General features: G+C 46.3%; 9 protein-coding genes. 4 read left to right on the top strand and 5 right to left on the bottom strand.

From position 1 onward, the window contains the following. Window positions 1-94: 94 nt before the first annotated feature. The 5 genes from urtB to atzF all read right to left on the bottom strand — a co-directional run bounded on the left by urtB (window position 95) and on the right by atzF (window position 9770). Window positions 95-1777: an urea ABC transporter permease subunit UrtB gene (gene urtB / locus VC28_RS09305; RefSeq protein WP_082191473.1), complete on the bottom strand. Its 1683-nt coding sequence runs from the start codon at window positions 1775-1777 to the stop codon at window positions 95-97. A 190-nt stretch (window positions 1778-1967) separates the two neighbouring features. Next, entirely contained in the window at window positions 1968-3263 is a 1296-nt protein-coding gene (urtA, locus tag VC28_RS09300; protein WP_231591693.1) for an urea ABC transporter substrate-binding protein, read from the bottom strand. 163 nt (window positions 3264-3426) lie between these two features. Next, window positions 3427-4140, bottom strand: a complete 714-nt coding sequence (locus tag VC28_RS09295) for a GntR family transcriptional regulator (RefSeq protein ID WP_049630392.1) — start codon at window positions 4138-4140, stop codon at window positions 3427-3429. A gap of 91 nt (window positions 4141-4231) precedes the next feature. Then, window positions 4232-7870 carry an urea carboxylase gene (gene uca / locus VC28_RS09290; RefSeq protein WP_049630391.1) on the bottom strand — a complete coding sequence of 1213 codons (3639 nt, stop codon included), beginning with the start codon at window positions 7868-7870 and terminating at the stop codon, window positions 4232-4234. 109 nt (window positions 7871-7979) lie between these two features. Beyond that, the gene (gene atzF / locus VC28_RS09285; protein ID WP_049630390.1) at window positions 7980-9770 is read right to left on the bottom strand and encodes an allophanate hydrolase; all 1791 of its coding nucleotides are present in this window, start codon (window positions 9768-9770) and stop codon (window positions 7980-7982) included. A gap of 353 nt (window positions 9771-10123) precedes the next feature. On the opposite strand from atzF, the gene VC28_RS09280 reads away from it, so the two are divergent. The 4 genes from VC28_RS09280 (at window position 10124) to VC28_RS09265 (ending at window position 15207) form a co-directional block, all read left to right on the top strand. Then, window positions 10124-11491 (top strand): Fic family protein, encoded by a 1368-nt coding sequence (locus VC28_RS09280; protein WP_049630389.1) that lies wholly within the window; start codon window positions 10124-10126, stop codon window positions 11489-11491. Window positions 11492-11511: 20 nt separating this feature from the next. Continuing rightward, a complete protein-coding gene (locus VC28_RS09275; protein ID WP_197085504.1) occupies window positions 11512-12879 on the top strand; it encodes a deoxyguanosinetriphosphate triphosphohydrolase in 1368 nt (455 codons plus the stop codon). Between the two features lie 392 nt (window positions 12880-13271). Then, window positions 13272-14966 carry an alpha-amylase family glycosyl hydrolase gene (locus VC28_RS09270; RefSeq protein ID WP_049632295.1) on the top strand — a complete coding sequence of 565 codons (1695 nt, stop codon included), beginning with the start codon at window positions 13272-13274 and terminating at the stop codon, window positions 14964-14966. A 25-nt stretch (window positions 14967-14991) separates the two neighbouring features. After that, complete coding sequence (locus tag VC28_RS09265) at window positions 14992-15207, top strand: hypothetical protein (protein ID WP_049630388.1); 216 nt, start codon at window positions 14992-14994, stop codon at window positions 15205-15207. Window positions 15208-15210 lie beyond the last annotated feature (3 nt).

The raw sequence follows: 15210 nt of genomic DNA, 5'->3' as shown, positions 1-15210 counted from the left end.
TGGGGTTCGTTCCTCAGCCTACATGGCCAGTGTCAACCTACCAGGTGGCGTTTACTCCTCCCCTTTGCAAAAGGGGAGGCTGGGAGGGGATTTTTTAATCCGCAGCAGCTCTGCCTTTCTGCGGGAAAATTCCCTTCGGCCGTTTTTGAATAAACAGAATCAGCAACACCAACACCAATACTTTGGCGAGTACTGCACCGGCATAAGGCTCTAAAAATTTATTGATAATGCCGAGCCCCATTGCGCCAACTAATGTGCCCCACAAATTTCCAACACCGCCGAAGACCACCACCATAAATGAATCGATAATGTAGGCTTGGCCGAGGTTGGGGCCGACGTTGGTTAATTGTGATAGTGCAACTCCTGCGATACCGGCAATGCCGGAACCCAAACCAAACGTCATTGCATCGACCCAGCTGGCGCGCACACCAACAGCGCGTGCCATGGCGCGGTTTTGCGAAACGGCGCGGACTTTTAAACCGAGTGTGGTTTTTTTCAAAATGGCGAGCAGGGCAAAGAACACCAGCAAACTAAAAATAAAAATATATAAACGGTTGTAGGTGATAGAGAGCACCGGATTAATGACCAGCGAACCGCTCATCCACTCAGGCAACTCCACTGCGCGGTTAAGCGGGGAGAAAATACTGCGCGCGGCTTGTTGCAACACCAAACTGATACCAAAGGTGGCAAGCAATGTTTCCAACGGGCGGCCGTATAAAAAGCGAATCACGCCGCGTTCAATCGCAATCCCTACCAGCCCTGCGACAATAAACGCCGCAGGAATCGCGATCATTAAGCTGTACGCAATCTGATTGGGAAAAAGTTGTTGCACAACCCAGGTTACATACGCGCCGATCATCATCAATTCGCCGTGCGCCATGTTAATTACGCCCATCACACCGAAGGTGATGGAAAGACCAATCGCAGAAAGCAGTAGTACCGAGCCTAAACTCAGGCCGAAAAAAATATTTTCAGTAAATCGATAAGCCGCAATGCGGTCTTCAATCGAATCCAACGCAAACTGCGCCTGTTGTTTTACTTTTGTATCGGCATCGTTAGTGGCTATTTCCTGTAAAGCAGTGCGTACTTCCTGCTGCAAACTGCCGCGCAAAATCGTAATTGCATCCAAACGCACTTGTTGGTCGCTGCTTTGTAAATTCATTAGTGCAACCGCAGCAGTAATAGCGGTGCGCACATCGTCATCGGGTTCGGTTTTTTGGCGCTCTTGTAACAGGCTGATAATGTCGTCGTCTACGCCGTCGGCAATCATGCGGTTAACCGCATCCAAACGAATGGCGGCACTTTTATCGTTCAGGTTTAATGCGGCCAGAATGGTGCGCAATTGGGTGCGCATACTGTTATTGATGGGGACGCGCTTGAGTGCGCCGGTTGCATCGGCAGCAATTTTTTCGCCGCTGATTACATTGGTGTAATGGCCGGATTTATCTGCAATCGCCACCACAGAGTTACTGGATTTTTCAGCATAAAGATTACCCTGTTGCAAGGCGGCAATCACACTGGCAACACGTGGATCATCGAGCTTGCCTAATTTTTTGGCGGTCTGTGCCCGCTTGGGCAAGCTGCCTTGGGTAAGCGCTTTAACCAGCGAATCGAATTCATTTTCGATGGCGGGTGCAGGCGTTTCCGGTGAATGTATTTCTGTCTGCGCAACATCAGCGGTTGCGGTGTTACTGCTGTCTTGTGCAAACCCTGATGCAGAGTAGCAAAGTGATAACAACAGTATTAACGGCGCTTGCCATTGTCCAAATAGCTGCATGGTGTTCCGCATAATCGTGTCTCGATAAAAGCAATAGTAAAAATAGTTAAAAAAATGTTGTTATCGTTTTTTATGTCGATGAATGTTGTTTGATACTGTGTGTCGTTGTTTGAGCGTGTTTGAGCTTCTTTTAGTTTGTTGCGTGATTCTTCCCGAACCGCGTTCGGGAAGAATCCATGATGATGCGTTATTACTGTACTGCTGCACCCAAACATTTTTTGGTTTTGGTGTTGTAGTTACCGCACTTCAAGCTAACCCAATCAGACTCTAGGTCTTTTGAGCCATCAAGGAAGTCAGACCAAGCATCGCCAGCAACCAGACCTTCGGTTTCCCATACGGTGAGGAATTGGCCGTCTTCTTGAATTTCACCAATCAATACGGGCTTGGTGATGTGATGGTTTGGCAGCATTTTGCTGGTACCACCAGTCAGGTTTGGAACTTCAACACCGACGATGGCATCGATCACTTTATCCGGATCAGTTGATTTTGCTTTCTCAACCGCTTTCACCCACATATTGAAACCGATGTAGTGTGCTTCCATTGGATCGTTGGTGACGCGCTTGTCATTTTTGATGAACTCTTTCCATTTTTTGATGAAGGCAGAGTTAGCATCGTTCTCTACGCTCATGAAGTAGTTCCATGCTGCCAAGTGGCCAACCAATGGTTTGGTATCGATACCAGAAAGTTCTTCTTCACCCACAGAGAACGCAACAACAGGAATATCTTCTGCAGTTACTTTTTGGTTGCCCAGTTCACGATAGAAAGGAACGTTGGCATCGCCGTTGATAGTTGATACCACTGCAGTCTTTTTACCGGCTGAACCAAAACGTTTAATGTCCGACACAATGTTTTGCCAATCGGAATGACCGAATGGGGTGTAGTTGATCATGATGTCTTCTTGCTTAACGCCTTTGGCTTTCAGATAGGCTTCCAGAATTTTGTTGGTAGTACGTGGATACACGTAGTCAGTACCGGCCAATACCCAGCGCTTCACACCCATTTCTTTCATCAAGTAATCAACTGCTGGAATTGCTTGTTGGTTTGGAGCTGCACCGGTGTAGAACACATTGCGTGATGATTCTTCACCTTCGTATTGCACTGGGTAAAAGAGCACGCCGTTTAATTCTTCAATAACAGGCAGAACAGATTTACGTGATACTGAAGTCCAGCAACCGAAGATGGCAGACACTTTATCTTTGGTTAACAGCTCACGGGTTTTCTCTGCAAACAGTGGCCAGTTTGATGCCGGGTCAACAACAACGGCTTCCAGTTTCTTGCCAAGCAAACCGCCTTTTTTGTTTTGCTCTTCAATCAACATCAGCATGGTGTCTTTCAGTGTGGTTTCTGAAATGGCCATAGTGCCTGACAGTGAGTGAAGTACACCGACTTTAATTGTGTCGGCAGCTACTGCACTAAAAGAGGCGATGGTTAAGCCGCAGGCGATACCGAGTGCCCCGACATGTTTTGCTATTTTCTTCAGCTTCATGGGTCTTTCTCCTGATGGTTTTAATGACTCAGTGGTGTAAACAAAATTTCCGGTAACGCCTTTAATGCGAATCGTGGGTGACAGTTTTGCTTCCGTGCTGAATGCTTATCTGCGATAAACATTTTGTCACTCTGTGTATTACTGCTTTTAGTAATGCTGTTTATCAGTCCGGGTGTTGCTGCTGTGCTTCATACAACATGTGCAGCGTAATTTTTCTCACTTCGGACTTGCTCGCCTCTATGTGCGTTTTCAAATAACTTTTCACTTCTTCTGCGCGCCGTTCCATGATTGTGCGCAAAATTTTTGCGTGTTCATCGTAAGTCGCTTCAATGCGATTGCTTTGAGTAAAGTCAATGCGACGGACAATACGCAAGCGTTCGGTAATTTCGTGGTGGATGCGTGCCATCTCGACATTTCCTGTTGCTTCCACTAATTGCTCGTGAAAGCGTTCATCCAGTGCACAGACGCTTGGGCCGTCTTCTAACCGATCTTCCGGCTTAACTAACCAGATACGTTTTAAATCTTCCAGATTGGGTGCTGGTTCCATCTCGCAAAGTTTTTTAACGGCAGCCAGCTCCAACACAATTCGCACATCGTAAAGTTGTTCAAATTTCATGAAGTCGAAGGGTTTGACTTGCCATCCACTGCGAAACGATACATCCACAAAACCTTCGCGCTGCAATCGCGCCAATGCTTCACGTACCGGAGTGCGGCTTGCTGCAACGCGCTCAGCGATTTCGTTTTCGCTAAACCGGTCACCCGGCAGCAAGCGGAACGAAAAAATATCGTCCTTAATAGTTTGATAAATCCGCTCCGTTAAATTGGTGCGCGGCTCATCGGTTTTCTTTTTGGTTTTGTCGTGTTTGACCAGCTTCATATGTTTTCCGTAGGTTGGGCAGCAATGCCCAACATCGAAATTTCAAATTTTAATGTTGGGCATTGCTGCCCAACCTACATTGTCTTGTTAATCAATCCGCTTCCAACACCAACAACAAATCGCCTGCGTTAACTTGTTTGCCCGGTTCAACGTGAATCGCACTCACTTTTGCCGCGCGGTCGGCATACACGGAGAATTCCATTTTCATTGCTTCAACAATTAACAATGGTTGGTCGGGTTCCACCAATTGCCCCGGTTCTACCAGCAATTTCCAAATGTTGCCACTGATGTCTGCGGTGACTGCATGGCCATCTACTTCAATCGGGTTGGTGTTGATCTTGACTTGCAATGCCGCATCCACATTTTTTTCTTCATCGGCTTGCCAGAGCGCCACTTCTTTGGTGAAAGCGGCTTGCTGTTTGGTTTTAAATTCGGCAATGCTTGCGGCGTTTTCTTGCAGAAATTGTTCATGTTCGGCAAGGCTGAAATAATCTTCTTCAATGCGCAGGCTTAAACGGCCTTCACGGAAGGCTTCGCGCTGTGCGGTCAATTCTTCTTCACTGACTTCGTAATAACGCACGCGGTCAAAGAATTTCAGCAGCCAGGGCTCACCGTTTTTGAAGACGGGATTTTTGAGAAATTTATTCCAGATAGGCAAGGTACGACCTACGAGTTGATAACCGCCGGGTGAATCCATGCCGTAAATACACATGTATACGCCACCAATACCAACGGTACCTTCTGCGGTGTAGGTACGCGCAGGGTTGTATTTGGAGGTGAGTAGGCGATGACGCGGATCAACCGGCACTGCACAAGGTGCACCGAGGTAAACGTCGCCCAAACCGAGCACCATGTAACTGGTATCAAATAAAATTTGTTTTACTTGATCGATGGAATCCAAGCCGTTAATACGACGCATGAATTCCGTATTGCTTGGCAGCCAGGGCGCAGTATCACGCACCGACTGGCGATAGCGTGCAACTGCATCCAGTGTTGCAGAATCTTCAAATGCCATCGGCAAGTAAACGATGCGGCTTGGCACTTTAATATCGCGTGCATCGCCCAGCGTTTCTTCAATAATTAATAAGCGGTTAATTAAATCGCGCTGATGAATAACACGGCTGTCGTAATTGATTTGCAGTGAGCGCACCCCGGGTGATAATTCAATTACGCCTGCAATTGGTGCTGCTTTAAGCGCTTCCATCAATGCATGAACACGCAAGCGCAAACTCAAATCGAGAATATTGTCGCCGTATTCAAGCAAAATATATTTATCACCGGCTTGGCGATAACTCACCAATGGGCGGCTAGCTTGCGGTGGCAGTGCAGCAACAATACATTCGGAAATAGTATTTTCCGGTGCAGTAATCGGAGCCGGTAACACAGCGGGCTGTACGCTCAGGTTTTCAATCGCGCGGTCAATCGCTAATTCCATTGCCAATGCAGTATCAAAACTTAAACGCTTGAAGCGGATTTTATCGCCCGGTTTTACTTGGCCGACTTTCCAAAGTTCTGCTTTTACAATCGTCACCGGGCAAACAAATCCACCCAGGCTTGGGCCGTCTTTGGTGAGGATGACGGGCATGTCGCCAGTGAAATTAATGGAGCCAATCGCGTATTCAGTATCGTGAATATTCGATGGATGCAAACCGGCTTCGCCACCGTCGCTGCGTGTCCATGTGGGCTTTGGACCATTCAAGCGAATGCCTAAACGGTTAGAGTTGTAATGCACTTCCCACGCAGTGGAAAAAAACATTTCAATCGCTTCGGGTTTGAAAAAATCCGGCGCACCGTGTGGGCCATAGAGCACACCAATTTCCCATTCGTTTGACGCTTCTGTTTTTGAAAAGCAGGAGGGAATTAATTCAACAGGCGCAGCGGCGGCTTCATACACCGGCGCGGGTGTGGTACAGGCTGCGATAGCAGGATTGCTAATTGGCAACATGTCAGTCGCGCGCAGTGTGCGGCCTGCGTGGCCACCAAATTGACCAAGCGCAAACGTAGAGCGGCTACCCAAATACACAGGCACATCAAAACCATTGCGCACGGCAAGATAACCACGGCAGCCTTGTTCGGCTTTGCCCACTTCCAGAATTTGTCCGGCTTTAATGGCAACCGGTTGCCAGAACGGAATTAATTCACCATCAATTTTTGCAGGTGATGTCGCACCCGTGAGCGCAATAATCGCATCGCGATGGAATTTTAATTTCGGTCCGATAATGGTGTATTCGAGCGCGGCCGCACTGTCATGGTTACCCACAATACGGTTAGCCAAACGGAAAGAATAATCATCCATCGGCCCAGAGGGCGGAACACCAATGCTCCACAAACCTACACGGCCTGGGTAATCCTGTATGCTGGTGTAAGTACCTGGTTGTAATACTTCCACTACTGGCGCGCTGTATTCAAAACTCGCAAGTTTATTGGTTGCAACATCGCCCTTGGCGAAAAAGTCTGTTGCAATAATTTGGCGAAGGTAATCCAAATTGGTTGCAATACCGGCTGCACGAGTTTCATTCAATGCCGCGCTCATTTTTGCAATTGCATCAGCGCGGTCTTTGCCGTACACAATAATTTTGGCGATCATCGGATCGTAGTAGGGCGATACTTCAGTGCCGGTAGAAACCCAGGTGTCGATGCGCGCGCTTTCGGAAAAATACACATCGGTCAATACACCTGGCGATGGTTGGAAATCGCGTACCGGATCTTCAGCGTATAAGCGCACTTCAATTGCTGCGCCTTTTGGATTGATTTGAATATCCAATTTGGGTGGTGTACCAGCAGCAGTTAAAATCATCCACTCAACCAAATCTACTCCGGTGCAGGCTTCGGTAATCGGGTGTTCAACTTGCAAGCGGGTATTGACTTCAAGGAAATAAAATTCATCGCGCGCTGGATCGTAAATATATTCAATGGTACCTGCTGAACGGTAGCTCACCATTTTTCCGAGGCTGACTGATGCCGCGAGTAATTTCTCGCGTGTTGCAGCAGGCAAATTTGGCGCAGGTGTTTCTTCTACCACTTTTTGGTTGCGACGTTGCAGTGAGCAATCGCGTTCACCCAGTGCCAGTACGTTGCCGTTGCCATCGCCAAAAATTTGCACTTCGACGTGGCGGGCGTTATCCACAAATCGCTCAAGAAATACACCTGAGTCGCTAAAAAAGTTTTGCCCTAAACGTTTAACACTTTCATAGGCATTAATTAATTCGGCTTCGCTATTGCAGCGTGTTAAACCTATACCACCGCCACCCGCGGTACTTTTTAACATGACCGGGTAACCCAGTTTTGCAGCAGCGGCAGTGGCTTCTTCTACAGAGTCTAATAAACCGGTGCCGGGAGTGAGCGGCACACCCGCTTGTTCTGCCAGTTCACGCGAGGTGTGTTTTAAACCAAATTGACGAATTTGTGCCGGTGTAGGGCCGCAAAAGGCGATACCTTCTGCTTCACATTGTTCACAAAATTTTGCATTTTCAGAGAGGAATCCGTAACCCGGAATAATTGCCTGTGCGCCGGTTTCTTTTGCTGCAGCCAGAATTAAATCCGCTTTTAAATAACTTTCTGCAGCGGTATTGCCACCGAGGCAAATGGCTTTATCGCAGGCGGTGACATGCGCTGAATTGCGGTCGGCATCGGAATAGACTGCGACAGATTCAATGCCCATTTTTTTCAGCGTTTTGGCAATGCGTACCGCGATTTCCCCGCGGTTGGCAATCAGTACGGTCTTTAACATGGTTCTTCTCCGGCTGTAATTTTGTTTACCCCCTCCCTGCCTCCCCCTTGTTAAGGGGGAGGAGCTTTACTCCCTCCCCTTTTTAAGGGGAGGGCAGGGGTGGGGTTAATTATTTTTGCAATGACTTGATGTAAGCGCGCCATCCACCCAAGTGCGTAATATCTTTCGCACCATTCACGGCAGCGCCTTCACAAATAAAACCTTTTACTTCGCGGCCATCGTTCAGTGTGAGTGTGCCAATGCCTAACGGAGCAGGAATCAGCGCAACAAAACTGCCGAAGTGCTGCACAGGTACATCCCATAACTCCACAATAATTTCAGCACCTTCACTTTCTGTGCGAATCAACCCCGGCTTGGGTGGCGTAGTATTAGGTAACGCAAACAAACGATAATTTTTTGCAGTGAACGTGCTTTCAACAAACAACGCATTGCGTTCCTGCAATTGCACATTCAACGGCATTCCCGTGAGGTGTGCGCCAACAACGGCCAAACGGACATATCCTTTTGGCGATTCTGTTGATGTTGTAAACGGATTTTGTTTTTTATCGATGGCACCGAGAGGTAATTGCGTTGCCGCGTGCCATTTTTTTCCAAACGTAGCGAGTGCGGCGTCTTGCCATGCGGATGCAATCAAGGTGATACCAAACGGCAAACCATCGGCACGCATCACAGCGGGCAATGCGAGTGCGGATAGATCAGCGAGGTTGACAAAATTGGTATAGGTGCCGAGTTGGCTGTTGACACCAACGGGGTCAGCAGCAACCTCGGCAATAGTCGGATGGCGTGGTGATGTGGGCACTAATAGCGCATCCACATTTTTTATTTGGGTTTGAATAAGGCGGGCAAGTTCAGCGCGCTTGTATTCGGCTTTAAACACATCGGTTGCAGAAAAATCGACCGCTTTTTCAACGATACCGCGCACAACTTCATTCATTTCCTGCGCGTGGTTTTGCATAAAATCGCCAATCGCTGCATGGCGTTCGGCAACCCAAGGGCCGCCGTACAAAAGCTGCGCGAGTGCAAACATGGGTGTGAAATCTATTTCAATTAATTCCACATTCAGTGCACGCATTTTTTGCAGTGTACTTTCCCACGCGGCTTTGGCTTGTTCATCACCAAACCAATTGGGTGATGCCGGAATACCAAAACGCGGTGTGGCAGAAAAGTAGGTGGCGGCTACAGGTGCGGTGCGCGAATAACCATCGGCTGCATCAAAACCTTCCATCACGGATGCCACTTTTTCTGCATCATCGACAGTGAGTGAAAAAATAGAAACGCAATCCAAACTGCGGCAGGCAGGTACAACACCTGTAGTACTAAAACGACCCTTGGTGGGTTTTAATCCGACGATATTGTTAAAGCCGGCGGGCACTCGGCCTGAACCTGCGGTGTCGGTTCCCAAACTAAACGGCACGACACCTTTGGCAACGGTGGTGGCAGAACCGGAGCTTGAGCCGCCGGATACGTAATCCGCATTAAATGCATTAGGCACAGCGCCGTAAGGCGAGCGCGTTCCCACAAGCCCCGTGGCAAATTGGTCAAGGTTGGTTTTGCCGAGCACAATGGCACCTGCCGCTTTCAAGCGTGCAACACTGGTGGCATCTGCTTCGGGAATATAAGTAAACGCAGGGCAGGCTGCGGTGGTGGGAAGTCCGGCCACATCGATATTGTCTTTTACTGCAAAGGGAACACCGTAAAGAGGCAGGCTATGCGCATCGCCCAGAACTTCCAATGCGCTGATTTGGTCATCCAGTTCAGTGGCAGAAACAATATAGATCCAGGCTGCATCATCGGCATCAAGCTGTGCACGCAACGCTTGCAACGCCGCGCGCGCTACCAAGCCTTGGTCACGGTAGGCGTTTAGCCATTCAGTAATAGTCCAACCGGTTGTTTGCATCATTATCGTTCCCGCAGTCACATCTTAAATACAATCTTGGATACAAGTTTGTATTCAGCAGAAACTATGCCAATTGAAAATTACGCTCTGAATCCATCGCCCGCTTAAGCATAAAATTCTTACTATTCAATGAGTTAAATGACGTAGAAAAAATAGGAGATAGGCAGTAAAGGCTGGTTTTTGAGAGAGTTTTTATGCGCTGAAGTTGTGCGCGAGAATTTTGATTGGGAGCTAAATTGGTGCGGCTGGCGCTGTTTTGGATATTTCATTTCATCTCAAAATTTAAAAATATTGAGATGTGAGGGGATCTGCTCTATATTTCATCTCAATATTTTGATTTTTTGAGATGTATTGAGATGATTAAGCGACCGCCTGTTAATCTGGACATTCCTACTCTTTGGAGGGAGGTATGGGGAAAGTTAGAAAATAAAGACGATATGCTCAATCATATGAAATATGTTGCACCTGTCGATGAAAAAGGGCGTTACCTACCATTTGACGAATTTCGATATCGTGTGCCTGAGTCCCTAAGTTTGGATTTGGTGTGGGCGTATGTAAAAGAATCGAGGCGATCATCACGTCAATCTTTGGGTGCAAGTGGCTCCTCTCTGGAAGCAGGGGGTTATTTTTCCACTTCAATATCGCAAAAGGCGAGGGCCTTAGTCGATCAATCTACTACCACCGCCGCATTAGAGTGGGCTAACAAAAAAGTAGGCGAAGGGCAGAATATCGCTTACATGCTAGAGGATTTAATTGAAGACGAGGCGATAAGTAGTAGCCAGCTAGAAGGTGCGGCTACAACAACCTTGGTTGCAAAGGAGATGATCAAGCGTAAGCGTGAGCCGCGCAGCATGGATGAACGCATGATTATCGGCAATTTTAAAATGATGCATTTCGTGTGGGATAAACGATTGCTTCCGCTCACTATTGATTTAATAAAAGAGCTTCATACCATTGGTGTTAGTGGTATAGATGATGAGAAATACGCACCGGGAATTTTTCGCCTGACGGATAATGTGGTTGTCGAGGATAGTGATGGAAATATAGTTCATCAGCCGCCACCAGCCGCGGGGCTTGATGAACGCTTACAGTCCTTGTGTGATTGGGTGAACACTAATCACGATGATATTGAGAGTCAAAGCTATATTCACTCCTTGGTAAAAGCGATTTGCATTCACTTTGCGATAGGATACGAACATCCGTTTAATGACGGTAATGGCAGGGTTGCGCGGGCGTTATTTTACTGGTTTATGTTTAAAAAAGATTATGGTGCCTTTCGCTACATATCGATTAGTAATCTGTTAAAGGAAGCGGCTACCCAATATGGGAAATCCTATTTGTATACCGAAACGGATGAGATGGATATGACCTATTTCATTGATTATCAATGTTCGATAATTATGCGTGCGGTTGCTGCGTTCAAAAGTCACTGCCAAAAAACCGTTGAAAATATTGAGTCATTTGATACATGGTTATTTAACAGCGGTGTTTATGGAAAGCTCAGTGGAAAACAGCGAATTGTTTTTCAAGTTGCCAAAAACAGCCCGAATACCATTTTTACAGCACGATATGTAGAAGAAAAATTACACTGCTCTTATAACACCGCCGCCACTGTTTTAAATGGTTTGGTCGAACTAAATCTTTTTGATAAAAACAAAGACGGCAAAGAGTGGATTTATTCATTGCGCGATAAACAAGACATCCAGAAAAACTGGATTTCTTAAACATTGTTAGGGATTTATGTATGACCATGAACTGGAACCAATTGTTGTGCGCAGACCGTTTGGGCAAGCGTGTAGCAAAGCATGAAGAAGGGCGTTCGCCGTTTCACTCGGATCACGACAAGATTATTTTTTCTGGTGCGTTTCGTCGGCTTGCGCGTAAAACGCAAGTGCATCCACTAGCCACTAATGATCACATCCACAACCGCATGACCCACAGTTTGGAAGTGGCCTGTGTGGGCCGCACATTAGGGATTCGTGTGGGGCAGGCGTTGAAAGATAAAGGTGATTTGCCTGCGCATATTTGGCCGACCGACATTGGCGATATTGTGCAAGCGACTTGCCTTGCGCATGACATTGGCAACCCGCCGTTTGGCCACACGGGTGAAGATGCGATCCGCAACTGGTTCCAGAAAGAAGGCGCAGAATTTCTGCGTGACTTATCGCCTTCCGAACAAGATGATATTCGTGTGTTTGAAGGTAATGCGCAGGGTTTGCGCGTGTTGACCACATCGGAGTATCACCAATATCACGATGGTATGCGCTTGACCTACGCGACCTTGGCATCGTCGATTAAATATCCCTGGACATCATCGCCAACGGTATTAGGGCAGCGCCCTAAAAATGCCAAGTATGGAATTTTTCAGTCGGAAGTGAATTACTTTCATGAAATTGCGCAAAAAACCGGATTGATTGAGCGCGGCACAGATTGGTATTGCCGACACCCTCTGGTGTATTTAATGGAGGCAGCAGACGATTTTTGTTACGGCATTATCGATCTGGAAGATGGTTTGGAAATGGGCATTCTGAATTGGGCGGAAATTTATGAGCTCTTGCATCCTGTGATTGCTGATTCACCTCAATTGCCTGAGCTTGAACGTTTGCTGAAAAAGGTGAACGACGGACGCAAACCAGCGTTGGTGCGTGGCAAAGTGATTGATGCGTTTATTAATGCAGGAACCCAGGCGTTTATCAAACATCAGGATGCATTTTTACGCGGCGAGGTAGAAGGTGATTTAATTTCCTTGTGCGACCCTAAAGTAAAAAATGCGGTGCAAGCAGCGAAAGATCTGGCAAAGCAAAAAATATTTAATCACTCGCGTCGTGTTGAACTGGAGATAGGTGCATATGCAGTAATTGGTACCTTATTAAATACAATTTGTTCTGCGGTTTATGCATCGCTTGGTGATCCCGCGCAAATGACATACAAAGATAACCGGGTAATGGCGCTGATTGGCGAAAATAATTTCCACCCAGATGTTAGCAAGCGCGGCGATAACTATAAATATTTGGCTCTAATGGCGGTGATTGATTACATCAGTGGCATGACTGATAACTATGCGACTAACCTTGCGAAGCAATTTAATGGTATGGGGCAGTCGCAGTATTAATGGCTATTCGTAAATGCACTAAGCCATTCCTTTCTCTTTCTACCGTAATTCCTTCATCCTTTCATTTCTTCATGCAGCCTCTCACTTCATGTGAGAGGTTTTTGTCTTGATTTTTCTTTACAAAAAATAACTGTTTATGTTTTTCCTGCAGCAATTTTCCAAGCGCCCTGTTAGCTAATCCGTGTTTTCGGTAAAAGTTTTAATGCTTTTGATACACCCGCTATTTATATCCTTCGATATGAATACGTATGTAATTTCTCCTTCGCTATGTTATTGAGTGATTTCATATTTGAATACGTATGCACGTCTCTATTTTGCGTAAAAAAATGCCCGTAGGATTGCTGACTGGGAAATACGTTATAAAAATTAATAAATTACAGAAACCTGAAAATATGAATACAAAAAATATTATTAAAAAAACACTCACCCTCGCATGCATTGGCTTTTTAGCCAGTTGTGCAAGCGACCGGCATCAATCAAGTAATCTTCAGGCTGTCAGCGCATACGGAACCCTTAACCCGTTTGCGAGCGAGCAAATTTACTTTTTATTGACGGATCGCTTTGTTGATGGTGACCCACTCAATAACCATACTGATCAGGGTGGAAAGTACAAAACATTTAATGTTCCGTTATATGGCCCTAATGGAATGCAAGACAATATTGGTTACATGGGGGGCGACTTCCAGGGAATTATCGATCATGCACAATATATTAAAGATATGGGCTTTACCGCTTTATGGACGACTCCCATATTTGATAATCCTGATGAGGCCTTTAGCGGCGGACAAAAAACCGAGTTCGGTTCTGTAGGGACTGATGGAGGAAAAACAGGTTATCACGGTTATTGGGGCGTGAATTTTTATAAGGTTGATGAGCATCTGGAATCCCCCGGGCTTAGCTTTGCGGATTTTACCCGTACCCTGCGCGAAAAATATGAATTGAAGTATGTATTGGATATTGTTGCCAATCATGGATCGCCTTCTTATTCGATGCCGGTGAGCCAGGCGAGTATGGGTAAAATTTATGATGAGCAAGGCAAGCTGGTTGCTGACCATCAAAATTTACACCCGTCTAAACTTGATCCGAATAACCCATTACACAAGTTCTTTAACAATAAGCCGGGATTAGCACAGCTATCGGATATAAATGAAAACAACCCGGAAGTGCTCGATTATTTTGTTAATTCTTATTTTAAATGGATTGACCAGGGGGCATATGCGCTGCGAGTCGATACTATTAAAGAGATGCCCCATCACTTTTGGAAAAAAGTCGCTGATCGTGTGCAGGAACGTCATCCTGGTATGTTTATGTTTGGCGAAAGTTATTCTTATGATGCGAATTTTATTGCTGAACATACACGCCCGGAAAATGGTGGTTACAGTGTGCTTGATTTTCCTGGCCGACAAGCAATCGTCAATGTGTTTGAGCAGGATAATAGTGACTACGCTTCGATACTGTCGTATCTGCATTTGAAAGACCGCATGTATCAAAACCCCTATGAGTTAGTGACCTTTTACGATAACCATGACATGGCGCGGATGAATGCCTCAGATGAAGGTTTTATCAATGCCAATAATTGGTTATTTACCAGCCGTGGTATTCCGTGCATTTATTATGGTTCCGAGGCTAATTTTTCTACTGGCTTGAAAGAGCATGAGGGGAATCGTAACTATTTTGGTAAAGAGCGAATCGAGGCTGCAAAAAATCACGCGATCCATAATAACCTGACCAAAATCGCGCATATTCGAAAAAACAGTATTGCGTTGCAAAGAGGGCTGCAAGTTAATCTGGAGTTTAAAGGAAACACTGCAAGCTTTTACCGTATTTATCAACACGAAGGTGTTAATCAAACCGCTTTGGTTGTGCTGAATAAAAGTAATGCGGCTCAATCGGTAACTCTGGATAACATGCTGATTCCTGGCAAGTGGCGCGACGCCGCTAATGATAAATATATCCACATTACCGCGAAGCAATCACGCGTGAAAATCGATGTGCCTGGCAATGGTGTAAGAGTATTGCTGCTTGATCAGGTAATAAATAATCCTGACGTAATCCAGGAAATTAACGCATCTATGGCAGCACTCTGATTACAGTGCCGCACCTGCCATCCTTTTGGATAAAGCTAAAAAGACGATTCGGTTTCAATACGATGCTGATCTTATCGGGATCAAAGGTTGGAACGATATTCAGGTCTACATCACTACTTGGGATAAAGAAGGTGGTGAAGGCGCTTATCGGGGGTTGACTAAAAAGCCCAGTATGTGGATGTTTGGTGCACTGGATACAAAAGGCCCGCTGATTTTAGATGCTGTGATGTTAACGCTGTAGTTC

The organism is Cellvibrio sp. pealriver, assembly GCF_001183545.1.
Taxonomy (GTDB): domain Bacteria; phylum Pseudomonadota; class Gammaproteobacteria; order Pseudomonadales; family Cellvibrionaceae; genus Cellvibrio.
This window is presented reverse-complemented; position numbering and strand designations above follow the sequence as displayed.

What these genes read in the sequence shown, in the direction of transcription:
- VC28_RS09275 (WP_197085504.1), top strand. Translation starts at nt 11,512, where the DNA reads ATGACCATGAACTGGAACCAATTGTTGTGCGCAGACCGTTTGGGCAAG.
- urtB (WP_082191473.1), bottom strand. Translation starts at nt 1,777, where the DNA reads ATGCAGCTATTTGGACAATGGCAAGCGCCGTTAATACTGTTGTTATCA.
- VC28_RS09270 (WP_049632295.1), top strand. Translation starts at nt 13,272, where the DNA reads ATGAATACAAAAAATATTATTAAAAAAACACTCACCCTCGCATGCATT.
- urtA (WP_231591693.1), bottom strand. Translation starts at nt 3,263, where the DNA reads ATGAAGCTGAAGAAAATAGCAAAACATGTCGGGGCACTCGGTATCGCC.
- uca (WP_049630391.1), bottom strand. Translation starts at nt 7,870, where the DNA reads ATGTTAAAGACCGTACTGATTGCCAACCGCGGGGAAATCGCGGTACGC.
- VC28_RS09280 (WP_049630389.1), top strand. Translation starts at nt 10,124, where the DNA reads ATGATTAAGCGACCGCCTGTTAATCTGGACATTCCTACTCTTTGGAGG.
- VC28_RS09295 (WP_049630392.1), bottom strand. Translation starts at nt 4,140, where the DNA reads ATGAAGCTGGTCAAACACGACAAAACCAAAAAGAAAACCGATGAGCCG.
- atzF (WP_049630390.1), bottom strand. Translation starts at nt 9,770, where the DNA reads ATGATGCAAACAACCGGTTGGACTATTACTGAATGGCTAAACGCCTAC.